The organism is Micromonospora sp. PLK6-60, from assembly GCF_019890675.1.
Lineage (GTDB): Bacteria > Actinomycetota > Actinomycetes > Mycobacteriales > Micromonosporaceae > Micromonospora.
This window is the reverse complement of sequence record NZ_JAIOAA010000004.1, coordinates 298,901-322,798: the sequence shown is the minus strand read 5'-3', so window position 1 is coordinate 322,798 and position 23,898 is coordinate 298,901. Positions and strand designations below refer to the sequence as shown.

General features: G+C 70.6%; 24 protein-coding genes. 12 read left to right on the top strand and 12 right to left on the bottom strand.

From position 1 onward, the window contains the following. Positions 1–239 precede the first annotated feature (239 nt). Positions 240–2,447: a choice-of-anchor J domain-containing protein gene (locus K7640_RS10900; RefSeq protein ID WP_222954633.1), complete on the top strand. Its 2,208-nt coding sequence runs from the start codon at positions 240–242 to the stop codon at positions 2,445–2,447. A gap of 196 nt (positions 2,448–2,643) precedes the next feature. Next, positions 2,644–3,111: an SRPBCC family protein gene (locus K7640_RS10895; protein ID WP_222954632.1), complete on the top strand. Its 468-nt coding sequence runs from the start codon at positions 2,644–2,646 to the stop codon at positions 3,109–3,111. A 27-nt stretch (positions 3,112–3,138) separates the two neighbouring features. Here the strand turns inward: K7640_RS10895 and K7640_RS10890 are convergent, their stop codons facing one another. After that, positions 3,139–3,411 (bottom strand): DUF4240 domain-containing protein, encoded by a 273-nt coding sequence (locus tag K7640_RS10890; protein WP_222954631.1) that lies wholly within the window; start codon positions 3,409–3,411, stop codon positions 3,139–3,141. A 9-nt stretch (positions 3,412–3,420) separates the two neighbouring features. Further along, positions 3,421–3,762, bottom strand: a complete 342-nt coding sequence (locus tag K7640_RS10885; protein ID WP_308042510.1) for a DUF2695 domain-containing protein — start codon at positions 3,760–3,762, stop codon at positions 3,421–3,423. Between the two features lie 103 nt (positions 3,763–3,865). Between K7640_RS10885 and K7640_RS10880 the strand changes: the two genes are divergently transcribed. Then, positions 3,866–4,189: a hypothetical protein gene (locus tag K7640_RS10880; RefSeq protein WP_222954630.1), complete on the top strand. Its 324-nt coding sequence runs from the start codon at positions 3,866–3,868 to the stop codon at positions 4,187–4,189. 92 nt (positions 4,190–4,281) lie between these two features. Here the strand turns inward: K7640_RS10880 and K7640_RS10875 are convergent, their stop codons facing one another. Continuing rightward, complete coding sequence (locus tag K7640_RS10875) at positions 4,282–5,127, bottom strand: helix-turn-helix domain-containing protein (RefSeq protein WP_222954629.1); 846 nt, start codon at positions 5,125–5,127, stop codon at positions 4,282–4,284. Between the two features lie 100 nt (positions 5,128–5,227). On the opposite strand from K7640_RS10875, the gene K7640_RS10870 reads away from it, so the two are divergent. Continuing rightward, the gene (locus K7640_RS10870) at positions 5,228–5,992 is read left to right on the top strand and encodes an SDR family oxidoreductase (RefSeq protein WP_222954628.1); all 765 of its coding nucleotides are present in this window, start codon (positions 5,228–5,230) and stop codon (positions 5,990–5,992) included. Here K7640_RS10870 and K7640_RS10865 read toward each other — a convergent pair. Continuing rightward, positions 5,941–7,233 (bottom strand): FAD-binding oxidoreductase, encoded by a 1,293-nt coding sequence (locus tag K7640_RS10865; protein ID WP_222954627.1) that lies wholly within the window; start codon positions 7,231–7,233, stop codon positions 5,941–5,943. The two genes, K7640_RS10870 and K7640_RS10865, sit on opposite strands and share 52 nt — an antisense overlap. 233 nt (positions 7,234–7,466) lie before the next feature. Here K7640_RS10865 and K7640_RS10860 point away from each other — a divergent pair, with 233 nt between their 5' ends. Both K7640_RS10860 and K7640_RS10855 read left to right on the top strand, forming a co-directional pair. Continuing rightward, positions 7,467–8,393 carry an NAD(P)-dependent oxidoreductase gene (locus K7640_RS10860; RefSeq protein WP_222954626.1) on the top strand — a complete coding sequence of 309 codons (927 nt, stop codon included), beginning with the start codon at positions 7,467–7,469 and terminating at the stop codon, positions 8,391–8,393. A 50-nt stretch (positions 8,394–8,443) separates the two neighbouring features. After that, complete coding sequence (locus tag K7640_RS10855) at positions 8,444–8,803, top strand: STAS domain-containing protein (protein ID WP_222954625.1); 360 nt, start codon at positions 8,444–8,446, stop codon at positions 8,801–8,803. Here the strand turns inward: K7640_RS10855 and K7640_RS10850 are convergent. Continuing rightward, a complete protein-coding gene (locus tag K7640_RS10850; RefSeq protein ID WP_308042509.1) occupies positions 8,717–9,709 on the bottom strand; it encodes a sigma-70 family RNA polymerase sigma factor in 993 nt (330 codons plus the stop codon). The genes K7640_RS10855 and K7640_RS10850 overlap by 87 nt on opposite strands. A 130-nt stretch (positions 9,710–9,839) precedes the next feature. Between K7640_RS10850 and K7640_RS10845 the strand changes: the two genes are divergently transcribed. Further along, positions 9,840–10,661 (top strand): alpha/beta fold hydrolase, encoded by an 822-nt coding sequence (locus tag K7640_RS10845; protein ID WP_222954624.1) that lies wholly within the window; start codon positions 9,840–9,842, stop codon positions 10,659–10,661. On the opposite strand, the gene K7640_RS10840 is transcribed toward K7640_RS10845, so the two are convergent. After that, a complete protein-coding gene (locus K7640_RS10840) occupies positions 10,658–11,041 on the bottom strand; it encodes a hypothetical protein (RefSeq protein ID WP_222954623.1) in 384 nt (127 codons plus the stop codon). The genes K7640_RS10845 and K7640_RS10840 overlap by 4 nt on opposite strands. Positions 11,042–11,115: 74 nt before the next feature. Next, positions 11,116–12,030, bottom strand: a complete 915-nt coding sequence (locus K7640_RS10835; RefSeq protein ID WP_222954622.1) for an S-4TM family putative pore-forming effector — start codon at positions 12,028–12,030, stop codon at positions 11,116–11,118. Between the two features lie 251 nt (positions 12,031–12,281). Here K7640_RS10835 and K7640_RS10830 point away from each other — a divergent pair, with 251 nt between their 5' ends. After that, positions 12,282–14,663, top strand: coding sequence for a hypothetical protein (locus K7640_RS10830; RefSeq protein ID WP_222954621.1), 2,382 nt, complete (start codon positions 12,282–12,284; stop codon positions 14,661–14,663). Here the strand turns inward: K7640_RS10830 and K7640_RS10825 are convergent. The 5 genes from K7640_RS10825 to K7640_RS10805 form a co-directional block, all read right to left on the bottom strand. Beyond that, complete coding sequence (locus tag K7640_RS10825) at positions 14,647–15,141, bottom strand: hypothetical protein (RefSeq protein WP_222954620.1); 495 nt, start codon at positions 15,139–15,141, stop codon at positions 14,647–14,649. The two genes, K7640_RS10830 and K7640_RS10825, sit on opposite strands and share 17 nt — an antisense overlap. A gap of 274 nt (positions 15,142–15,415) precedes the next feature. Further along, entirely contained in the window at positions 15,416–16,417 is a 1,002-nt protein-coding gene (locus K7640_RS10820; RefSeq protein ID WP_308042508.1) for an FAD-binding oxidoreductase, read from the bottom strand. 218 nt (positions 16,418–16,635) lie between these two features. Beyond that, the gene (locus K7640_RS10815) at positions 16,636–16,893 is read right to left on the bottom strand and encodes a hypothetical protein (protein WP_222954619.1); all 258 of its coding nucleotides are present in this window, start codon (positions 16,891–16,893) and stop codon (positions 16,636–16,638) included. Continuing rightward, on the bottom strand, positions 16,881–17,147 hold the full coding sequence (locus K7640_RS10810) for a DivIVA domain-containing protein (protein ID WP_222954618.1): 267 nt from the start codon (positions 17,145–17,147) through the stop codon (positions 16,881–16,883). The genes K7640_RS10815 and K7640_RS10810 overlap by 13 nt, the downstream gene beginning before the upstream one ends. Then, positions 17,144–17,389, bottom strand: coding sequence for a hypothetical protein (locus K7640_RS10805; protein WP_222954617.1), 246 nt, complete (start codon positions 17,387–17,389; stop codon positions 17,144–17,146). Before K7640_RS10805 ends, K7640_RS10810 begins: the two co-directional genes overlap by 4 nt. A gap of 702 nt (positions 17,390–18,091) precedes the next feature. Between K7640_RS10805 and K7640_RS30130 the strand changes: the two genes are divergently transcribed. The 4 genes from K7640_RS30130 to K7640_RS10785 all read left to right on the top strand — a co-directional run bounded on the left by K7640_RS30130 (position 18,092) and on the right by K7640_RS10785 (position 23,888). Continuing rightward, complete coding sequence (locus tag K7640_RS30130; protein ID WP_308042522.1) at positions 18,092–19,234, top strand: hypothetical protein; 1,143 nt, start codon at positions 18,092–18,094, stop codon at positions 19,232–19,234. Next, positions 19,234–19,785 carry a GNAT family N-acetyltransferase gene (locus K7640_RS10795; protein WP_222954616.1) on the top strand — a complete coding sequence of 184 codons (552 nt, stop codon included), beginning with the start codon at positions 19,234–19,236 and terminating at the stop codon, positions 19,783–19,785. Before K7640_RS30130 ends, K7640_RS10795 begins: the two co-directional genes overlap by 1 nt. A 134-nt stretch (positions 19,786–19,919) precedes the next feature. Further along, positions 19,920–22,994 (top strand): DUF3427 domain-containing protein, encoded by a 3,075-nt coding sequence (locus tag K7640_RS10790; RefSeq protein WP_222954615.1) that lies wholly within the window; start codon positions 19,920–19,922, stop codon positions 22,992–22,994. A 90-nt stretch (positions 22,995–23,084) separates the two neighbouring features. Beyond that, complete coding sequence (locus K7640_RS10785) at positions 23,085–23,888, top strand: hypothetical protein (protein ID WP_255608603.1); 804 nt, start codon at positions 23,085–23,087, stop codon at positions 23,886–23,888. Positions 23,889–23,898: the final 10 nt, after the last annotated feature.

Genomic DNA, 23,898 nt, shown 5'->3' with positions numbered 1-23,898 from the left:
TCCGCCGCCGGTGGGGGTGGAACATCGCTGGTCCTCCGGGGGTGCGGGTGTCCATTCCCGACTGACGCTAGCCGTCGCGGCAGGCCGCGTCATCCGCCGCCGGGCACCCCCTCCGCAGAAAATTGTCCTGGCGCAGATGTTGCCAAAGGCAACGTTTAGCAGTACGAACGTGGATGGCATCCCGGCCGCGCGGACACAGCTCCCGGCGGATCGGACCAACCTCACCCATAGGGGGGCCAATGGCACGCAGCCGCCTCGCCGGCGCAGCAGCCATCACACTCGTCGCACCTCTGCTCAGCGTCATCCCCGCCTCCGGCGCGTCGGCCGCACCCGCCGCGCCGGACGCGGGCAAGCAGTCCCGGACCAGCGACGTCCGGGAACTGCCCCGCAAGGACTTCAGCGTCGACGGCAAGAAGGTCGACACCCCGTCGCGCTACCAGGCGCGGGCGCAGGCCCGGTCGCAGCGGCAGGCGGCGGCCGACACCCCGCCGGTCGGCACCGTCCGGCAGTGGCTCGGGCTCGACGACTACCAGGGCACGTACTACCGCAAGAACTACACGCTGCGCGGCGTCGGCAAGAACATCGAGGTCTGGGTCGCGAACGACATCGCCTTCCCAGCCGGTGACTGCCGCACCCAGATCGCCAACTCGACCGAGGTCACCGACGCGCAGGTGACGGCCCTGGTCGACGAGTTCGACAACAACATGTACCCGAAGGAGACGGCGGCGTTCAGCACGCCGCCGGACCGCGACGGCAGCAACGCGCTGCTCGGGCCGGACGCCAGCGGCAACGGCGGCGACTACACCGGCGGCGGCAACAAGACCGTCACCCTGGTCGACAACGTACGGGACGACAACTACTACACCTTCCCGGCCGCCCCGACCTACATCGCCGGCTTCTTCTCGTCGCAGCTCAACGAGTTGTTCGACCGCAACGTGATGACCATCGACGCGTTCGACTGGGCGCACCGCACCGGCGCCAACCCGCCGAACGAGCCGACCGACGACCTGTGCACCAGCCGCCCGGCCCGCCCGCACCTGTACGAGGGCACCTTCGCGCACGAGTGGCAGCACCTGGCGCACTACTACACCGACCCGTTCGAGACGTCCTGGATCAACGAGGGCCTGTCGGACTACGCGCAGACGCTGGTCGGCTACGTCGACACCACGGCCACCGTCTACGACCGGGGCGCCGACAGCCACCTCTACTGCTACCAGGGCTTCGGCACGGTACAGACGCCGTACAACACCAACCCGCGCGACTGCGGCGGGCCGGAGAACTCGCTCACCCTGTGGGGCGAGAGCCCGAACCCGAACGCGGTGCTCGCCGACTACGGCAACGCGTACTCGTTCATGCAGTTCCTGTACGACCGGTACGGCGCGGACATCCTGTCCCGGCTGCACCGCGACGGGGAGCGGCAGGGGCTGGCCAGCCTCAAGGCGGCGCTGGCCGCCGAGGGCGCCAAGGACATGTACCAGGTGATCCACGACTACCAGACGATGACGCTGGTCGACAAGATCGTCGGCGAGCGCAAGGGCGTCATGCTCGGCGTACCGAAGAGCCGGGTGACCGCCAAGAGCCTGCGCTCCACGGTCAACCTGGCCAACCCGGCCGCCTACGCCACCCCCGGCGCGGCGCCCAACGGGGCCGACTTCGTCCCGCTGCAGAAGGCCGACGGCACGGTGCTGCGCGGCCGTGACCTGCGGTCGGTGTCGTTCACCGGCGCCAAGACCCTGCCGTCGCAGCCGCTGGCCTGGACCGTGGTCAACAACGACCCCGACCGGCCCGGCAACCCGGTGCTCTTCTCCGGCAACGCCAACAACACCGACGCCGCCGCGGTCACCCCGGTGACCGTGCCGACGACCGACCCGACGCTGCGCTTCCTCGCCAAGTACGGCGCCGAGGCCGGCTTCGACTACGGGTACGTCACCGTCTCCACCGACGGCGGCGCGACCTACACCGCGATTCCCGGTGACAAGACCGTCGACGGTCCGCTCGGCCCGGCGCTGAACGGCACCACCGACGGGTTCGAGCCGCACAGCTACGACCTGTCCGCGTACGCCGGCAAGAGCATCCTGCTCGGCTTCCGGTACGTCAGCGACGGCGGCGTCAACGAGGGCGGCCTGCTCATCGACGACATCACCGTCGGCGGCAGCACGGTCAGCGACGGCAGCAGCCTCGCCCCGTTCGACTCGCCCAGCGAGATCAAGCCGGCGACCGTGCACAACTGGAACCTGCGGCTGATCGGCCTGGACGAGAAGCACTCGATCGCGCTCCAGCTCCAGTTCGACGGCAAGTCCAGCGTCACGCTGAACCCGGTGCAGCTGGCGCTGCTCTACCTGTTCCCGAAGGTGGTCGCCGTGGTCGCCTACGACGAGCCGACCGAGCAGGTCCAGCAGTACGCCCCCTACACCCTCAAGGTCAACAACGTAGTCCAGCCCGGCTGAGGTGAAAGGAGGGTGCCCTTGTTAACGCATTCTGCATAGCAGGGGCCCCTTCTTAACACCCCGCTCGCCGGGGAGCGTCGAACGCCCGGGTGTCTGCCCCACACGGCAGGCACCCGGGCGTTCGCTTGGCTCAGACCTCGTTCATCCGGCGGACGATCGCCGTGGGCCGGCCGAAGCCGAGTCATAGGATCGGGCCATGGACAGGACCGACCGGGCCAGCCGGGTGATCGGGGCACCACCGGCGACGATCTACGACGCCCTGCTCGACCGGGATTCGCTGGAGGCGTGGCTGCCGCCCGAGGGCATGCGCGGGCGGATCGCGCGGTGGGATCCTCGCCCCGGTGGCGGGTTCCGGATGGTCCTCACCTACCTCGACTCGGCCGACAGCCCGGGCAAGTCGTGCGACGCGACGGACGTCGTGGACGTCGACTTCGCCGACCTGGTGCCGGCCGAGCGGGTGGTGCAGCGGGCCGTGTTCGCCTCCGACGACCCGGCGTACGCGGGCACCATGACGATGACCTGGCACCTCGCCGCCACCGGCGCGGGGACCGAGGTGACGGTGACCGCCACCGGCGTGCCACCCGGCATCGACCAGGCGGACCACGAGGCGGGGATCGCCTCCTCGCTGGCCAACCTGGCGGCGTACGTCGAAACGGCGCGCTGACCAGCGGTCAGCGCCGCCAGCGCGGCCCTACCACAATTCCTCGTTGGAGCCGGTCTCGTAGTCGTACTCCTCGACATGGTCCCAGTCGCGCCCTGTCTTCTCCTGGTACGCGTCGGAGGCCACGTCCAGGATCGACTCGGCGTGCGCGGCTTCCGCGGTCGTGAAGCGAGCGAAGTTGGCCGGGTTGTCGAGAACCGAGGCAAAGGCGCTGCGCCCGGCGACCACCACCGCGCACCGGGCGTAGAGGAAGCTGTCATCGCTGAGGTGTTCGGGTCGCCCGTGCTCGCCGACGGCCGGCATGTCGGTGGCTCAGCGGAAGACGTCTTCCGGCGCACAGTTCATCACGATCTCGCAGTCGCAGTAGCCGCCGAACTCCGCGAGCCCGGCGCCGAGCCGCGCCCAGTCCACCGGATTCCGCTCGGCCCACAGCTCGGCGAACCGGGTCGTGTGGTCACAGCCGTCCGTGACAACCCGCTCGTCCACGTACCCGATCAGGGCAGTGAGCTGCTCCTCGCTGATCGGCATCAGGGCGGCGCGCGCCGCCGCCTCGGCGTTCCGGTAGGCGGCGCGGAGCTGCCGACGTCGCGCATCATCCACCGGCCCATCTTCCGGTGGCTGCGCCTCGCCGCCAAGCGCCAGACGCCCGGCCACCCGCCCCCACCGATTGATCGCTGGATGTCGATCGGACCGGGGCAGACCTCCACCGGCTCGGCACGCTACCCTTCGCCCCGATCACGTGGACAGGAGCCCCGCAATGACCGATCAGCCGCAGCCTGGTCAGGAACCGCCCGCACAGCCGAACCCCGCCCCGCCCGTACCGCCCCACCTTGAGCCGGCAAAGGTCGCCAGCGACAAGCTGAAGGACGGGCTGGCGTTCCTGGGCGGCGGTCTGGTCCTGCTGGTCCTCGGCTGCGGGGTGGGTTACCTCGCGACCGGGCACGACTTCCCCGGCGTGAAGTTCGTCGGCTTCCTGATCCTGGTGCTGCTCGCGTTCGGCGCGATCGGTGTCCTGCTGGGGATCTTCTGGACCATCCAGGGCACCTTCAAAGTCATCAAGGCGCGCGGCCAGGACCGCTGACGCCTGGCCGCAGGCGCGCCGCCAGGACCGCTGAGCCGCACGGCGCGCGGCCAGGACCGCTGAGCCGCAAGGCGCGCGGCCAGGATCGCTGACTACGCGCCGGCGGGGAAGCGTTCGGTGCCGAGCACCGCGAGCAGCCGCAGTTTCTCGTCCCCTTCGCTGCGCGGCGGTGCGGTCAGCACCAGCAGCGCCTGCGACTGGTCCTCGGTGAACAGCACCTGGCAGTCCAGCTCGATCGGGCCGAGTTCCGGGTGGATCAGCGTCTTGTGGTCGGCGAAGCGCTGGGCGACCTCGTGCCGTTCCCACAGCGCCGCGAACTCCGGGCTGGTTTTCTGCAGGGCGCGCACCAGCTCACCGGCGCGGGAGCGGGGACCCATCGACCCGTACGCGGCGCGCAGGTTGGCGACCTGGGCGCGGCTCTGCCGATCCCGGTCGTCGGGCGGATAGCGCAGCCGCTCGGCCGGGTCGGTGAACCAGCGGTAGATCTCGCTGCGGGCCAGGCCGGTGTAGCCGGACCGGTCGCCGAAGAGCGCCTCGGCCAGCCGGTTCTGCACGAGGGTCTCGCCGAGGTTGGACAGGATCAGCGCCGGGGTGTCGGCCAGCCGGTCCAGCACCCGCAGCAGCGCCGGGGCGACGTGGGTGGTGTCGGAGACCGGCGTCGGCGGGTTGTGCCCGGCCACCCGAAACAGGTAGTCGCGTTCCTGGCCGGTCAGCCGCAGCGCCCGGGCGAGGGCGGCCAGCAGTGGGGTGCTCGGCTGCGGGCCGCGCCGCTGTTCGAGGCGGGTGTAGTAGTCGGTGGACATGGTGGCGAGGGCGGCGACCTCCTCGCGGCGCAGGCCGGGGGCGCGTCGGCGGGCGCCCACGGGCAGGCCGACGTCGCCGGGTCGCAGCGCCTCCCGGCGGCGGCGCAGGAAGTCGGCAAGTGCTGCGCGGTCCATGCTCCCAGTATCCGGCGGCGGCCGGCGGGAACCAGGGATCGCCGATCCCCCGATCACTGATCTCTGCCCCGGTGACCCCCGCCGGGGGCAGGCTGAGGGCATGGACATCTCCGGAAACACGATCTTCATCCCGGGCTCGACGAGCGGGATCGGCCTCGCGCTGGCCCTGGAACTCCAGGCCCGGGGCAACACCGTGATCCTCGGTGGCCGGCGCACCGACCTGCTCGGCAAGATCGCGGCGGATTATCCCGGCATCGACACGGTCACGATCGACACGGCGGACCCGGCGAGCATCGCCACGGCCGCCCAGGAGGTGCTGGCCCGGCATCCGGACCTGAACGTGCTGATCACGATGGCCGGGGTGATGCGGGTCGAGGACTGGCACCAGCCGGAGTCGTTCCTCGACTCCGCCGAGTCGGTGGTGACCACCAACGTGCTCGGCCCGATCCGCCTGATCGCCGCGTTCATCGCACACCTGCGGTCCCGGCCGGACGCCACCATCATGACGGTCTCCTCCGGCCTCGGCTTCGCGCCGCTGAAGGCCACGCCCAGCTACAACGCGTCGAAGGCCGCGATCCACCTGCTCAGCGAGTCGCTGCGGCTCCAGCTCGCCGACACCAACGTCAAGGTGGTGGAGCTGGTGCCGCCGGCGGTGCGTACCGGGTTGTTGCCCGGGCAGGAGAGCAGCGAGTTCGCGATGCCGCTGGACGAGTTCGTGGCCGAGGTGGTCGGGCTGATCGAGACGCAGCCGGACGCGACGGAGATCCAGGTCGAGCGGGTGAAGTTCCTCCGGTACGCCGAGGCGCGCGGCGACTACGACAAGGTGGTCGCGGCGCTCAACGCCGCCGACCCGCACGGCAGGTAATTCGGGTCGGCCGGCGCGGGTGGCACGGCGTGGCCGGCGCGGAAGAAGTTCTCCGGGTCGTAGGCGGCCTTGACCCGGCGCAGCGCCGTCCAGTTCTCCGGCGTGAACGCGGTCGCCGTGCGGGCCGGGTCGGGCAGGAAGTTGAGGAAGCTGCTGCCCAGTCCGGCGCCGCGCAGCGCCGCCGCGACCCGCGGCGACGGGACCGTGTCGAGGATGACCGACAGCGGGGCGTCGCGGTGAGCGGCGGCGCCGCAGTCGCGGGCGATCCGGCCACCCCAGTGCCGGATCTCGACGCCCGCGTCCGGCTCGGCCACCAGCGCCGCCACCAGCTCGTCGTCGAGGGCACGGACCTGATCGAAGGTACGGGCGAAGGTGCCACCCATCGCCGCCCGCGCGTACTCGACGACCCGCATGCCATCGTCGACGACCGGCCCGGCGGCCCGCCACAGCGGGGCGAGCAGCGCCCGGCCCCGGTCCGGGTCGCCGGCGTACATGGCTTTGACGACGAGCTTCCCGTCCCGGGTGAGCAGCACTGCCGTGCTGAGCGCGTCGGGCACCCGCTCGATCCACCGCCGGTAGCAGGCGAGGGTCTCGGCGGCCCGGTCCCGGCCGAAGGTGACCGCGCCCGCATACACCCGGTCGACCGGGTGGAGGCGGAACTCCAGCGCGGTGACCACCCCGAAGGAGGCGCCGCCGCCGCGCAGCGCCCAGCACAGCTCGGGCTCGCGGTCGGCGTCGACGGTGCGCAGGGTGCCGTCGGCGGTGACGACCTGGGCGCGCAGCACGCTGTCGGCGGCCAGGCCGTGCGCGCGGGCCAGCCAGCCCAGGCCGCCGCCGAGGGTGTAGCCGACCACGCCAACGTCGGGCGACGAGCCGGACAGCGGGGCCAGCCCGAACGGCGCGGTGGCGTCCAGCACGTCCCGCCAGCGGGTGCCGGCGGCCACCCGGGCGACCCGCCGGTCCGGGTCGACCTGCACCGAGGTCATCGCGCCGGTGTGCAGCAGCAGCGCGCCGTCGTGGGCGACGTGGGTGCCGTGGCCGGTAGCCTGCACGGCGAGCGGCAGCGCGTCGCGGCGCGCGGCCAGCACCGCCCGGCGTACGTCGGCGGGGCCGGCGGCCCGGACCACGACGGCGGGCCGCGGGTCGAGGTCGGGGTTGAGGGGCTTGCGGTACGCGTCGTAGCCGTCGTCGCCGGGCCAGTGGACCGGGCCGTCCATGCGGAGGGTGCGTCGAATCGTCATGCCGGTGAGATCGGGGCGCGGGGCGGGATTCATCGTTCCGGCACCGATGAGTTCGACGGTTTTCGCCGGTCCGACCCGGGATGGGCACCGCCGCGCTCGCCTTCGCGGGGCGCCGGGCCGAACCCATGCCGCGCAGGCCGCCGTTGTGCGGGACGGCACACCCGCCGGGCATCACATGCCGGTCCGGTGCCGCGTCTTGTGGGCGTGATGACCCGCAGGAAGGAACCGAAGCCATGAGAGTCCTGCTCGCCGGCGCCTCGGGTGCCGTCGGTATGCCGCTGACCCGCCGCCTCGTCGCCGCCGGTCACGAGGTGGTCGGCATCAGCCGCAGCCGGACCAACGCCGAACGGCTGCGCGGGGCCGGCGCGGAGGCCGTGGTGGCCGACGTGCTGGACCGCGAGGGCCTGCTCACCGCCGTACGGGGCGAGCGGGCCGACGCGGTGATCCACGAGTTGACCGCGCTGGGCAACACGAAGATGCGGGACGCGTTCCAGGGCACGAACGCCCTGCGTACCACCGGGACGGCGAACCTGCTCGCGGCGGCCCGGACGGTCGGCGCCCACCGCTTCGTCACCCAGTCGATCATGTTCGGGTACGGCTACCACGACCACGGCCCGCGCGTGATCACCGAGGACGACCCGTTCGGCGAGCCGGTGAGCGGCACGCTCGGGCAGGCCGTCGCCGCGATGCGCTCCGCCGAGGAGCAGACGTTCGCGGCCGACGAGCTGGACGGCGTCGTGCTGCGGTACGGGCTCTTCTACGGCCGGGACAGCATGACCAGCATGCTCGTCAACCTGGTGCGCAGGCGCCGGTTGCCGGTGCCCGCGTCCGCCGGTTTCGTCAACTTCATCTATCTGGAGGACGCCGCCGCGGCGACCGTGTGCGCGCTGGAGAAGGGGCGCGCCGGGCAGGCGTACAACGTCGTCGACGACGAGCCGGTGCGCTGGGGGGACTACCTGGACACGCTGGCGGCGGCGGTCGGGGCGCGCCGGCCGTGGCGGGTGCCGAGCTGGCTGCTGCGCCCCGTCCCGTACCTGCACGCGCTGATGGGCACCTCGATGCGGGTGTCCAACGCGAAGGCCAAGCGCGAGCTGGGCTGGGCTCCGTCGGTGCCGACCTACCGCGAGGGGATCCCGCTGATCGCGGAGGCGAGCCGCTGACCGTCCACCCGGGACCGATGAATTCGCCGGTATCCGCCGGTCCTACCGGGGTGAGCACTGTCGCGATCACCTTCGTCTTACGCGGGGCGCTGGGCCGGGCGGACATCCCGGCCCTCTGCGCCGACCTGGCCGAGGTGCTGCGCGACCGGGGCCCCGGCGTGGTGGTCTGCGACGTGACCGCGGTGGCCTGCCCCGACGTGGTCACCGTGGAGGCCCTGGCCCGGCTGCTGCTGACCGCCCGGCGGCACGGCTGGCGGCTGGTGGTCGGCAGCGGCGGCGGCGGGCTGCGCGAGCTGATCGACCTGCTCGGCCTGGCCGACGCGCTAGGCGAGCCGGTCCGGCAGCCCGAACAGCGGAAACAGCCGGTCGGTGTCGAGGAAGCTGTTGACGCCCGTGATCCGCCCGGCTGAGGTCTCCAGCAGGATCACCGCCCACGGGTGGTGACCGGGGCCGTCGAGGTTGGGACGGTATTGCCCGAACGCCGGCAGCCCGTTCGCCGCCACCGGCAGCAGCCGGGAACCCCGGCAGCCGCTGCCCGCGCCGGTCATCCAGGCGAAGATGTCGTCCCGGCCGCGCAGCCACAGCGGCACCGGCGGCATCGACAGCGTCGCGTCCTCGTGCAGCAACGCGGTCAGCGCGGTCAGGTCGTACGCCTCGAAGGCCCGCACGTAGCGGGCGAGCAGCGCCCGCTGCTCGTCGTCGAGGGGCCGGTGGGCGTCGGCGCGGGTGTCGGCGGCGGCGAGGGTGGCCCGGGCCCGTTGCAGGGCGCTGTTGACGCCGGCCACGCTGGTGTCGAGCAGCTCGGCCACCTCCTGCGCCGACCAGGCCAGCACCTCGCGCAGGATCAGCACGGCCCGCTGCTTCGGCGGCAGGTGCTGAAGCGCGGCGACGAACGCCAACCGGACCGACTCGCGGCCGGCGACCACCTCGGCGGGGTCGCTGCCCTCCGGCAGGACCCGACTGTCCGGCACCGGGCCGACCCAGATCTCCTCCGGGCGGGGCTCCCCCGCGCTGGTCGCCGTGCCGGAACCGGCCGGGCCGAGATCCATCGGACGGACCCGGCGCTGGGCGCTGCCCAGCATGGTCAGGCAGACGTTCGTGGCGATCCGGTAGAGCCAGGTGCGCAGCGCCGACCGGCCCTCGAACCGCTCGAAGCTGCGCCAGGCCCGCACGAAGGTGTCCTGCACGGCGTCCTCGGCCTCGAAGGCCGAGCCGAGCATCCGGTAGCAGTAGCCGGTCAGCTCCGTCCGGAACGGCTCCAGGAGCGTCTCGACGGAGGTGCTGGTCGCTCCTGTGCTGGTCGCCACGTCACTCACGCCGCCAATCTAGCCCGCACCCCCGACAACCCGGGTCGGCGGAAAGTCGTGTCGCCGGCACCGATGAGTTTCCGGCGCCCGGCCGATCAACCCGGTCGTCAGCACCGCACCCGACCCGAGGGAACCCGCGATGACCACCACGCAGCAGGCCACCGCCACCGGCCGGTACGCCGACGTCAACGGCGTCCACCTCTACTACGAGACGCACGGGCAGGGCCGCCCGCTGATCCTGCTGCACGGCGGGCTCGGCTCCGGCGAGATGTTCGCGCCCATCCTGCCCACCCTCGCCGAGCAGCACCAGGTCATCCTGCCCGACCTCCAGGGGCACGGCCGCACCGCCGACGTCGACCGGCCGCTGGACCTGACGCTGATGGCCGACGACATCGCCGCCCTCATCGACCACCTCGGCCTGGAGCAGCCCGACGTCGTCGGCTACTCCCTCGGCGGCGGCGTCGGGCTCCAGCTCGCCGTCCGGCACCCGGCGAAGGTGGGCCGCCTGGTCTGCGCGTCGGCGCAGATCCGCCGCGACGCCACCTACCCGGAGATCCTCGCCCAGCAGGGCCAGATGGGGGCCGGTGCCGCCGAATTCCTGAAGGACACCCCGATGTACGAGCTGTACGCGCGGGTCGCGCCCCGCCCGGAGGACTTCCCCCGGCTGCTCGACAAGATCGGCGAGGCGCTCGCGCAGGACTTCGACTTCACCGAGGAGGTCCGCGGCCTGCGGGTGCCGACCCTGGTGGTGGCCGCCGACGCCGACCTGGCCCCGCCGAGCCACTTCGCCGAGGTGTTCACGCTGCTCGACGGCGGGCTGCGCGACGGCGGCTGGATGGGCGAGGGCCGGCCCAAGGGCGGGCACGCGCTGGCCATCCTGCCCGGGCTCACCCACTACAGCATCTTCATGTCGCCGCTGTTCGCGGCCGTCGCGCTCGCCTTCCTCGACCAGCAGAGCTAATTGCGGGGCTTCGGCAGCTGCCGGTTGAAACGCGGTCGCAGCGCCAGGACCAGCGCTTCCTTCGTACCCTCCGGGTTGTCCGTCTGCTGCCAGCGGACCTCGCGCCCGGCCAGCCAGCCGGCGATGTCGCGGGCCGTGGCCGCCGGGCCGCGCCGGTCCAGCTCGGCGCCGACCTGCTGGTGCAGCACCGACGAGTCGCGGTTGCCGGTCAGGTGCTGCCGCAGCCGGTCGCGCAGGTTGCCGGTCCGGCCGACGTAGATGACGGTGCCGCCGTCCAAGACCACATGCACGCCGGGCGCGGCGGGCGCGCCGGCGGCGGTCTCCATGGTGTACGCCTGCGGCGGCGTGAAGCCGGCCAGGAGGTCATCGGCGTCGATCATCCTGCGGACGGTACCGGGATAAGCCCTGCCCCGCCGTCCCGCGCGAACCGGAATCACCGTGCGCCCGCGGTCACTCAGCCGTCGAGTCGCGCCACCGCGGCCGGTGCGTTGAGCAACTGACTGACGCCGCTCATGGTGGACTGAAAGTCGATCCGGTCGGCAGCGTGGAACCGCCGGAAGAACCAGTTCGGCACGCGGGGCTGGGTGCGGCGACTGCGTAGAAGCAGGTCTTGCACCTGCCGGGCCACGGTGAGCAGGTCGGCGGCGGGGACGCGGACGGCCGACACGATGTACCCGTGGACGATGGCCATAGCCCGGTCACGCTCGACCGCGACATCCCGCTGCCCCCGGTAGATCTCGACGCCAAGCAGCAGCGCGCCCAGCGACGGCACGAACCAGGTAAGCAGCAGTTGGGCCACGGTCAGTCCGGCCAGCACGCCGTAGACGACGCCCACCACCGCCCAGGTCGCCACGGCGGCGAGCACGGTGTACGCGTAGCGGCGGCGCAGCCTAGCGCCCCAACCGAGGCTCTGCTGCTGGCAGGCCAGCACGTCGTACGGCGCGGGCAGGTCCGGGATCTCGTAGTAGTCACGCAGGTAGCGCTCGGTGCCCCGGAACGCCCGGTCGAGCCGGCTCACCTCGGGCGCGGCGACCCGTTCCCCGGCAGCCAGCTCGTTCCACGGCAGGCCGAACAGATCCACGTCGAACATCTCCTGAATGGTGGCTGCCCGCCGGAGTTGCCCGCGTGACCAGGAGGCGAGCCCGAGCGCGTTGATCACGGCCCACAACGCGCCGAGCGCGGTGACGGCTGTCGACGACACGCCGGTGAACGCGACCACCGCGCCGGCGCCGGCGATCGTCACGGAGACCACGACACGCAGCCCGTCGAGGCGTTGGGCGCGGGTGTGGCAGACCGACATGGCCCTGAGCAACGACATCATCGCCGGGTCGGTCTGGCGTCTGAGCAGGGAATCAGTCCGGTCCGTCACGTCAACCTCCCGGTCCGCCGACCCGATCTTACATCCAGCAGGCTAGATGTGACCCATGGTCACCTCAGGTCACCTCTCGGTGATCTTTGAACTACCGATAAGTACGTTTAAATACTGAGGCGCGAGTTAGTACCGCTTTGATGCAAGCTCAGGTAGTTTCGGGCGGCGCTCCCCGGAGCGCTCCCCCTTTGCGGACGTAACGGTCGCCCGCGCCCCGACACCCCTCATCAGCAGAAGGCTCAACGACGAAGATGGACAAGAGTCTCGGCACCGTGCCGGAGTGGCTCAAGCGGGACAATCTTGTGCTGGAAGCGCTGTGGAAGTGGGCGGCCGGCAAAGGCAGCGTGATCGAGGTGCTGCCGCAGGGCAACCCCCTGCACGGTTACACCGGCGCATACCTCTTCACCGTCAGGCGGGAGAGCCCGACCGGCCCCGGCCGCACCGAGGACAGCAAGATGCTGGTCAAGGTGCACCCACCGGGTGGGAAAGGCCAGCCGGAATCGGGCCGCCACATCCAGGCGAAAGCGGATGCGCCCGGTTTCGCCGCACGGCACATGGTCGAGGAACACCACGGCTGGCACCCGGTCGGGGACGGCCGCCATCTCTCCTTCCAGGATGTCGCCAACGGCGGTGACCCGGTGGTCACCATGGACGAGATCGAGGACGACGGCGACCTCGTCGACGTCTACCGGACGGTGATCACCGCTTTCCTGACGGACTGGAACCAGGGGCCACCGTCCACCGCCCCCACCACCGTCTGTGAGTACGTCCGCCGCGAGTTGGCGGCGAGGAGCGAGTTGGCGGCGGTCCGTGCCGCCGTCCGCGACCTAGGGCAGAGCGACCCGTACAGCGACTGGCTGGAGATCGACGGTGCGCCGCTGCCGAACCCGTTGCGCCTCGCCGAGCCCGACGGACCCTTTGGTGAGAGCCACCTCCGCTACATCCACGGGTTCAGCCATGGTGACCCGCACGGGGGGAACCTGCTGATCGCGAAGACGGCCGAGGGCGTTCTCCACCCGAACACGTTCACCCTGATCGACTTCGAGTCGTACGAGCATGAAGCTCCGGTGAGTCGCGACCCGGTCGTCCTCCTGATCTCCACTGTGCTCCGGTGGGTCGCACCTCAGGCCGCCTCGGACGGGAGGCCGCCGCACGGGCTCCCCTCCGACCAGGCCGACGCTCTCCTGACCCAGCTGATCCGACCCGACCAGACCGCGCCCACCCGGCTGCTGCGGGTGCTGGCCGGGCTGGTCCGGCTCACCCACGAGGCCGGGTTGGCGTATGCGACGCCGGGCAACTGGCGGCCGGAGTGGCGGCGACAGTACCGGCTGTCGCTGATCGCCACGGCGCTCACCGCCACCACCTTCGACAACCTCGGCCCGGAGGCCCGCAGGTGGTGCCTCCGGCTGGCCGCGCACGCGACGGAGGCATACCGCAGGGAGGATTACCGCCAGGAGGTGGCAGCCCCGAAAGCCATTTCCACCGACACGCCCCGACCCCGGCCGGTCGACCAGTCCTGGCCACTCAACAACGCCCTCACCTACGACATGCCACCGGGGCAGCGGCACGAGCCGGTCGCTCCGGGGCGGCACCGGGCCGCAGCGGGCCCACGCAACGCGGCCCCCGCCGGCATCGAACCGGACCAGGCCGGACGGCCGGTCCACCGAAACAACCGACGGGAACTCGCCGGGGGGCCGGCCGCCGGGATGCGGCACCCACAAACCGGGCCGCTGGCCGGCCGGCCCACCGGAGTGGCCGGCAAGCGCCGGCTGCCCATCCGCCTGGTGGTGTTCCTTGCGCTCGGCAGCAGTCTCGCCGCATACCTCACGTCGGACGGTGGGTCTGGCCGGGACTTCCGGCCGCCGGTGACGGTGCCGCCGCCCAGCCGCGATCAGACGCCGCCCAGCCGTGACAACTCTCGTGATCCGGTGCCGCCCATGCTGGTGGATCCGAGCGTCAAGCTAAGCCAGATCGCCGACCGCGTCGCCCGCCTGTCGGAGCGCCCCATCCGGGGCCGGTACGCGTTCACCTGCCTGCGGGTGTGGTCGCCACCTGGTTCGGACGACCTGATGCGTTACCGGGAGGAGTGGCGCTGGTGGACCCGGGAGCAGTCCGGCCGGCACACCGTCATCGACGTCGCCGACGGCCAGCGGGCCAAGGACCAGGACACCTGGTACGACCGAGACGAGTTGACCGACGTGCCACCGAACCCATCGGAGGAGCTGGCCACGCTGCGCAAGCAGATGGCCGAACAGCTGGCGGGGAAGCCGCCGGCGCTGCGCAACGCGGCCGGCACGCTGGAAACGGTCGCCTGGATCTACCGCTACCGGCCGCTCACCGCCTCCCAGCGCGCGACGCTGCTACGGCTGCTCGGCAGCACGGATGGCATCGTCCACCAGGGCAAGTCCCCGGACCGCGCCGGCCGGTACGGGTACGCGATCAGCGCGGACAACGGCGCGGGCCAGCGGGATACGCTCCTGTTCGACGAGAAGACCGGAAGGCTGCTCAGCCACACGAAGACCAGCGCCAACGACAAGGTGCTCGGCTACTACCTGTTCCTGGCCAGTTATCGAACCGACACCATCACCGATGAGGCGTGCGGCGATCCCGCCACGGTCAACAGCGGCGGTTGACGTAGTTGGCCCAGTCCCGCCACGGCGCCGCGTCGGCGCGGACCGGGTTGCCGACGCCGACGCTGAACAGGGCGGTGTCGTTGTAGTAGAACGTGGCCGATCCGCTGGCCATGTTGTAGTGCGCGGACCCGATCCGGAACTGCCACTGCCAGTCGGCGAGGTTCTGCCGACCACAGGAGGAGAGTTTTCCCCGGGGGTAGCCGAAGTCGGGCCGGTCGTAGAAGCAGTACCAGCCCCAGGGGCAGTCGGCCAGGGCATAGACGCCGACGGGCGGGCGCAGCGTGACCAGGACCGCGCCGTCGCCGTAGCTGATCTCGTTGGCGCTCACGGGCACCCCGCCCGGGTGGGCCGCCAGATAGTCGGACATCTCGCGCGAGGCGGCGGCCATCCCCGGCGTGGGAACGGGAGCGCCGGCGACGATCAGGACGCCGCCGAGGACGGCGGCCACCACCATTCGGTACGCCCGAGAAAGAGCCATTCCAGACCCCCGTTAATATTGATTAATTCCTCTCTTTAATCAGAGTAGGCAGACGTCTTCCCTGATCACCAGGGCCAGCACCGAGCACATCCTGTCGCCACGTCGACATTCTTCGCCGCCGTTCAATCGGTCGTCGACTCGGTGGAATTTCCAGCGTCGCCATTTTCCGCCCGCCAATTGCGCAGTGCATTTTGAGCCCGCGTCGCGGCCCCCGGCCCGAGCCGGCGCACCGCAAGCGGGCCCGGCCGGGCGTCGCGGCTGCGGTGGACGACCGTCACCGGTCGCCGATCACCGGGAGGTGCAGGCGGTCGGCGGGCACCCCGGCGATGGTCAGCCAGCGGCGGGCGGCGACCATCATGGCGGGTGGGCCGCAGACGTAGACGTGCTGGCCGGGCCGGTGGTGGTAGGTCGCCAACGCGATGGCGGTGCCCTGCTCGGCGGGTGCGGCTTCCGGGTCGTCGGAGAACGCCGGTACGACGGTCAACCAGTCGTGGGCCTGCTGAAGTTCTTCCAGCGCGTTCGAGCCGTACGAATCGGTGAGCGTGCGGGCCGCGACGATCAGCGTCACCCGCCGCCCGGCTGGGGCGGTGGCGACCTGCTCCACCAGGGCGCGCAGCGGTGCCAGCCCGGTGCCGCCGGCCACCAGCAACAGATCGTCGCCGTCGACCAGCTCCAATCCGGAGTCCATCGGTGCGCCGAGGTGCAGCAGGTCGCCGGGGCGTACCTCGTGGACCAGGCCGGGTGAGACGGACCCGACGGCGACGGCGCGGACGTGGAATTTCACCGTCCCGTCGGCACGCGGTATCCCGGCCGGCGACAACCAGCGCCACCGTCCCGGCATGCTCGGCGTACACACCGGCACGGCCTGCCCGGCCCGGAACGGCAGCCGCCACCTCGGCCGTACCGTCAGCACGGCCACCGTGTCGGCGGCGCGTTCGTGGCCGAGCACCTCGACCGGCCACCAGGCCGGCCCGTCCCCCGCCCGGGCGGCGGCCCGCTCGACCAGCCGCCACGCCCGCCACCAGTTCAGGCCCGGCGCCCCCACCGCGGGCCGCAATGCGTCACCGATCACCACCACGTGCCGGGTCCGCAACCCGAACCACCGGTACGCGCACCCGAGCACCCGCAGCAGTGCGAGCCGCCCCGCCCGATCGTCGCCACCCTCCAGCAGCCGCAGCAACGAGGCGAAGAGCAGCGGCGCGTCCCGCTCCGGCAGCAACCCCGGGCAGCGGTCCTCCACCGCCGCCCAGAAGCCGCCGGCCGCCGCGTCACTCACGGCAGCTGCCCCGCACCGAAGCCGATCCGTCCACGGAATCAACCGTCGAGCAGAAATCGGCCTCGTAGTCCGGCAGGCGCAGCCGTTGCCCCGCTGCCGCTTGTCGCAGGTCACGCATCCGGGATGTCCGGCTTCCCCGCAGGATCATGCTGCTCTCTCCCAACTCACCAGATGCCGAGCGAGCGCCGCAGCGGGATCCGTTCTCGCCAAGTCGTCATTCATGGTGTGGTCCCGCACCGGCCGGGATGCCGGTGGCCGAGGCCGCAGCGCCGGCCGCCGTCGAGCCGGGTATCGCACCACACCCGGTGCCGCAGGTGCTGCGCGTCCTCCTCGCTGAGCGTGGTCTCGGCGAAGTCGATGGCCTCCACGTGGGCGAGGGACTGCCGGAGCACGGCGGCCAGGCCGGCGGCGGCCTCCCGACTGGTCAGCGTGGTGGGTAGGTGGACGACCCAGCGCGGCGCGGTCACCGCTGCCACCGGCTGTTCGGCGTCCCGTCGGGGTCCGGCTGACGGCAGCCGGCGTGGTGGGACTGCCACTGGCGCAGCGCCTGACGGATCCGCTCCGCCTCGGTGTTCGCGGTAGTCAGGTCGCGGTGCAGGCGGTCCAGCTCGTCGGCCGCCCGGGTGAGATAGGCATGGACCTGGGCGGGGTCGAGACCACGCCAGCGCGTGTCGAAGACGGCCGCCCGAATCTGGTACGCCTGAAGGCGCTCCCCGGTCACGTAGATCATGACCCCATCACTCCCGCACCGCCGGCCAGCGCCTCGACCTCGCCGTCGGGCAACCCGGCCGCGTCGAGGGTCGCCCTGCCCCAGCGAGCCAGCCGACACGGGTACGGGACGCGCTCACTGCGGCAGAGCAGGCCGTGCGGCCAGCTCTCGGGCGTGTGGACGCGGACCGCCAGCGCGGCGAGGGTCAGGTCCTCGTCGGTGACCGGGGTGAGCACGGGAAAGTCGGCGAGTACGGCGGACACCGGTGGGCGCCTCCGGAGTGGTGATCGATGGAGTGGCGCCGGGGCGGGCGGGGACGGCGGGTAGCCGCGATCGGGGGACGCGACACCACCGGAGCCCGGCACCCGCCCCGGGCCATGCGGATCACTGTCGGGGCTGATCAGGGGCGCATTTATGCCGCGATGATCGTGACGGCCATGCACGTTCCGTATACGTTCGGTGACGATAGGGTCGACGGCGGTTGGGGACTCATCGGTGGTCATGCCAGCGGCGGGCGGCGTCGAGGAACGGCCCGCGCCGCCAGGCTGCGCGCCGAACATTCCACCGGGCATGAAACGGCGAGGATCGTCGATATGCGCGGCACGCATACCGTCCGTCCAGATAGCGGCTTGAATGGATAGGCTCTGTTCGGACACAGCTTCCCGCGATTGGCGAGGTTGCCGGTGACATCAGCGAACTGCCCCCGCTGCGGCGGACGCCTGGCCCGGGACAACGACACCGGACGGTGCGCGCCCTGCCAGGCCGCGGAGCGGGACCGGCTCAGCACCCCGCCATCGGTGCCGGCGTCCTTCTGGGACCACGAGCCGGTACGGGTGGCGCTCGCGGAGAGGCACCTCGGGCGGGTCATTCGGGCGTACCGGCACCACCCTTACCACGGGCGGGGGCCGTTGCCGCAGGGCGTGGTGGCGGGGTGGCTGGGGATCACGCAGGCCCAGTTGAGCCGGGTGGAGAACGGGCCGCCACTGGTGCACCTCGACCGGCTGACGCACTGGGCAAAACTGCTCGGCATGCCACCGGTACGCCTCTGGTTCGCCCTGCCAGGCGAGCCGGCGCCTACAGTGGTGTCAGGCATGCGCATCGAAGAAGGTGGTAGTACGAATCGCCGGCAGTTCCATGCCCTGGCCGCGTTAGCCGGCATCGAGGCCAGCGGCGTCATGGACCTCCTGACCACAAGCGGACAGCCGCCGTCGGCTCTCGGCATGGATCAGGTCCGGTATGCGGCCTCACTCGTCGACCAGTTCCGTTCGGCGGATGCGGCCGTGGGTGCGGACGCCCTCTGCGACATCGCCATGCAGGTGCACCAGCGCCTCTCCACCTGGGCGGCGCAATCTCCGTACAGCCGGTCGGTGGGCGAGGCATTGCAGAGCACCCTGGCGGAACTGGCTATCCAGGCAGCCTGGCTCGCCATCGACGCGGACCGGCGCGCCGAGGCCAGGCCCTATTTGAATGAGGCCATCACCCGGGCTCGGATCGCAGATGACTCGCGGGTCGAGGTACGCGCCCTCGCCTGCATGTCTCTGCTACTCCGTGAGGACCAGCCGACCGAGGCGATGCATTGCGCGCAGGCTGCGTTGCGCACGGCTGCCGGCTGGTCCACTCCTCGACTGACTGCGCTCCTTCACCTCCGCTCGGCCCACGCGCACGCCGTACTCAAGGACACCTTCGGCTTCGAACAAGAAATGACCAGAGCACGCCGGGCGTTCGAGGGTGGCAGCCACGAGGATGATCTACCGTTCATCTCATTCGTGACCGCGCAGGAGGTTACCGGCATCCAGGGGCTTTCATACCTCGAACTCGATCGGCCTGACCGTGCTGCCGCCTGCTTCCGCTCAGCCATCACCGTCCAGTCCGACGCCCACCGGCGTAATCGGGTTCACTACACCGTGCAGCTCGCCCGAGCTTCTATTCGGGAGGGTGACCTGGCTGGTGGAGTTGAAGCCGGGTTGCATGTACTACCAGAGCTTGCCCAGGTTCGATCGGGGCGAACGCTTCGGGTGCTCTCCGAGGTCCGATCCAGTCTCGCGACGCACCGCTCGGTGCCCGAGGCACGTGATTTCGTCGACGCGTACGACGGGGCGCTGGCCTGATGGTGGAGAACCTCCGGCTGCGCCATCACACAGCCTCGCAGGCCGAGAGCATGGTCGCACAGCTTGTGGATGTTTATCTCGACGCGCATGCCGACGACGGGCCGCTCTACACCGCCGAGCGGTACGAGCGCCAGCTCGCCATGCACATGCCACGGGACGGCTGGGAGATGGTGACGGCGTCGATCGGTGACGAACTGATCGGGTATATATACGGATTTCCGCTGGCTGTCGACACGCATTGGTGGGACGGAATCCAGGGCCAGGTTCCTGACGGCTTCACGAACGAGAACGGGCACCGGACGTTCGGGATCTGCGAATTGGTAGTCCGGCGCTCCTGGCAGCGCCGGGGCGTCGCGAAGGCCCTGCATGACCGGCTCCTGACCACAAGACGAGAAGAACGCGCCACACTGCTTGTACGGCCGGACAACTCTGCTGCTCGCCGCGCGTACGACTCCTGGGGATGGCAGTTCATCGCCCGGCTTAGGCCGTCGTGGGAAGGCGCACCCTTGTTCGAGGTCCGCACGAGGCCCACCATGCCAAGCGGCGGATAGCATCGCCGGGGTGCATCCACCGCCTCATTTTCGATGTCGAAGATCTGACATCCCACGGCCGAAGCGCCCGACACCTACCGATTCCGAGATTGTGCCGTCTTCCACAGGGCCTTCGTTGCGGCTAGCTTGCCTTCGTGGGGGATCTTGAGCAGGGCATCTACGAACACTTGATCACGGAGGAGCTGGCAAAACAGCTCCAGCACGTCGACCGCCACCTTGTCCAGGACGGGAAGCTTGATCCCGCTGACGCGCACGACCTATTGGCCCGACACATCGCGGCGCTCGCGCGACGAGCGCTTCTCGCCGTCGGTGGCGGCGAGAACAAGTTGGTTCGGCAGATCGACCTAGCAAACCGGATCGCCGCGCACATTGCTCAGGCTGAGCCTCGTGCTGTCACCGCCGAGGACCAGGTAGCCGACGCCCAACGTCTGCTGCACGCCATCGCCGCGCGTCCCACACCGCCGGCCGCGCCGGTGTTCCCGATCCGCCCCTCTACGCCGCTCTCCACCGGCGCCTTGCTGGTCAACGGCCGCCATCAGCCGCGGATCGGGCATGAGGTCGGCCACGAGATGGCTTCGGCGGACGCGGTCGACCTGCTGTGTGCCTTCATCAAATGGCACGGCCTGCGCATCATCCAGCCCGCCATCAAAGATCTCATCGCCCGAGGCGGTCGGGTTCGCGTCATCACGACCACGTACCTGGGCGCTACCGACCAGCGCGCCCTCGACCGACTCGCTGAGCTCGGCGCGGACGTCAAGGTCTCCTACGAAACCAGGACCACCCGCCTGCATGCCAAGGCATGGCTCTTCCGGCGCAACAACGGCATCACCACCGCGTACGTTGGCTCGTCCAACCTGTCCAAGGCCGCGCTGGTCGACGGCGTCGAGTGGAACGTGCGCATCTCGAACGTGGAGCAGCCGCACGTCATAGACACGTTCGAGGCGACCTTCGCCGACTACTGGAACGATTCGGCGTTCGAACCGTACGACCCGGCGAAGGACGCCGAGCGGCTGCGCTTAGCGCTGCGCGGGGAGCGCGCCGACGAGGCACCTACCGAGATCGCGAACCTGGACGTCCGGCCGTTCCCGTACCAACAGGAAGTCTTGAATGACCTCGACGCCGAGCGACTGATCCACGGCCGCTGGCGCAACCTGGTGGTAATGGCGACCGGCACCGGCAAGACGGTCGTGGCGGCGCTGGACTACCGGCGGCTCCGAAAGGATGACCGCGTCGACTCGTTGCTCTTCGTGGCCCATCAGGAGCAAATCCTGCGGCAGAGCCGTTCCGTGTTCCGCCAGGTGATGGGTGATGGCACCTTCGGCGAAACCTTGGTCAGTGGTGATCGGCCGCAGAGATGGAAGCACGTGTTCGCGTCGATCCAGTCGCTCCACCGGCAGGAGATCGACCCCGAGGCATTCGACATGGTGATCGTCGATGAGTTTCACCACGCCGAGGCCCCCACGTACACGCGGCTGCTGGAACGGCTGCGGCCACGCGTACTCCTCGGGTTGACCGCGACTCCCGACCGGAGTGACGGCGGGGACGTGCGCCGGTGGTTTGACGGGCGCGCGTCGGTGGAGCTGCACCTGTGGGAAGCGCTGGAACGGCAGTTGCTCGCACCCTTCCAATACTTCGGACTCCACGACGAGGTGGATCTGACGCGGGTGCGTTGGAAGCGTGGGCAGGGCTACGACAAGGCCGACCTGGATGGTGTCTACACCGGCAATCACGCCCGGGCCCGGCTCGTCCTGCAAGCCGTCAGGCGCATCGCGGACGTGGGGCGGATGCGGGCGCTCGGCTTCTGCGTCAGCATCGGGCACGCCGAGTTCATGGCCGACTGGTTCACCCGGCACGGTGTGCCGTCCGAGGCGGTGACGTCGACGCTTGACCGCGCCGAGCGGCACGCGCTGATCGACCGGTTCCGCAAGCGCGAGTTGCGGGTGCTCTTCACCGTCGACCTGTTCAACGAGGGCGTCGACCTGCCGATGGTCGACACGATCCTCATGTTGCGGCCCACCGAGAGCGCCACGATCTTCCTTCAGCAGCTCGGTCGTGGTCTGCGCCTGGACGACGACAAGCCCTGTCTGACCGTACTCGACTTCATTGGCGGGCAGCACGCGAACTTCCGCTTCGACCTGCGCTGGCGGGCGCTGGCCGGGGTGAGCCGGCGGACAGTCGAGGCGGCCGTGCGACATGACTTTCCGTCGCTGCCCAGCGGCTGCCACATCGAACTTGACCGGGTAGCGAAGGACATCGTTCTTGCCAACCTGAAGTCCGCTCTGCCGACCTTAAAGAACGGCCTGGTGGCGGAGTTGCGACAGCTCGGTGACGTGAGCCTGCCCGAGTTCCTACGCGAGAGCGGGCTGGAGATCGAGGACGTCTATCGGTCGGCGAGCCTCGGCGGATGGGCCGGGCTGCGTCGGTTGGCCGGCATCGACAGCTCCACCGGCGGTCCGGCCGACCGCGAGCTGGGACGCGCCATCGGACGGATGCTGCACCTCGACGACGTCGACCGGCTGGACCTGTTGGCCCGGATCGCGAACGGCGAATCGGTCGGCGGCGGGCGGCTGCTCGACATGTTGCACTTCAGCCTCTGGGGGCCGTCGGTGCCGCTGACCGAGCGCGACGCCCGGCTAAAGCGGCTCTGGGCGGAGCCGGCGCGTTGCGCCGAGCTGCGGCAGGTCGCCGAGGTGCTGCGGGATCGCATCCACCGGGTCACCGAGGAGCCCGCGTCGGATCGGGTGCCGCTGCGGGTGCACGCCCGCTACAGCCGCAACGAGGCGTGCGCGGCCTTCGGTATGCCGAACCCGGGATCGCTGCGCGAGGGCGTGAAGTGGCTGGAAGATGAGAATGCCGACCTCTTCTTCGTCACCCTGGTCAAGTCCGAGCAGCACTACTCCCCCACGACGATGTACGCCGACCGGGCCATCACCGACAGCTTGTTCCAGTGGGAGTCGCAGAGCACCACGTCTTCGAAGTCGGCGACCGGCCAGCGATACACGCAGCACGCCGAGCGCGGATCGACAGTGCACCTGTTCGTGCGGGAGACCCGGGTCGCCGATCGTGACCTGGGTGCGCCGCCGTACCTGTATGCCGGGCCGATGACATATCAGGAGCACACCGGGGACCGGCCGATGCGGATCCTGTGGCGGTTGCACCATCCGCTGCCCGCTGACATGTACGCCGCCGCCCGCGCCATCGCTGCCTGAGCTGTCGCAGCCGGACAGTCGGCGAGCCGCTACCGCAATCGCTTGATCGAGCTGACACAATCGCCGGATTGTTGGTCCACAGGAGGCGGCATGAGCTTCGACTTCCTCATGACCGATCACCCAGGATGGCGATCCGTCCACGGCCGCCATCTACGTCTCTTGATGGCCGACACCGGGCCGTCCTGGTTGGTCGAGGCGGACGGGGCGCGGCTTATCTGGACGACCATTTCGGGAGGCGGCTCGGTTCCGGTGACGGAGGTTTTCCGACTTCGACCGCCATCCCGGCCGCGGACGGCAGCCCTCGACGCCACCCTGGCGCAGCTCGGCGACGTGGTCCGGCTACGTAACCCCAGCCTCTGGGACGCGCTAGGCACCGCCATCGTCCGGCAGGTCATCCGGGCCGGCCAGGCGCGGAAGCTGTATCGCGAGTTCTGCGACCGCTTCGGGGCTGCCGTCGCGCGATCCGATGAGACGGACATTCACTCTTTCCCATCCCCGGAACGTGTGTTAACTCTAAGCGATGGTGATTTCACGGACAGTGGCATGGCGTTCAAGCGTCGACCATTGCGTCGGGCTGCCGAGGCGTTCCTGGCGCACGGTGCCCACTGGGCTCGCCTGTCCCCTCCGGTCCTGGTCAAGGAGCTTCAGACTGTCAGCGGCATCGGGCCGTGGAGTGCCGGCGCTGCCGTCGCCGACTGGAGCCATGACTGGGCTCTCTACCCCTACGGTGACCTGGCCGTGCGTACCTGGGCCCGGCACGCCGACCCCGGGGCAGCCTGGCCAGCTGACGAGCCAGCATTTGCCGCGAGCTGGCGGCGGGTGACCGGTGAGCAGCTCGGTACGTACACCCTCCTCACCCTCGCCTTCGGATGCCAGCAGGTCGGAGCGGTCTGAGCGACCCATC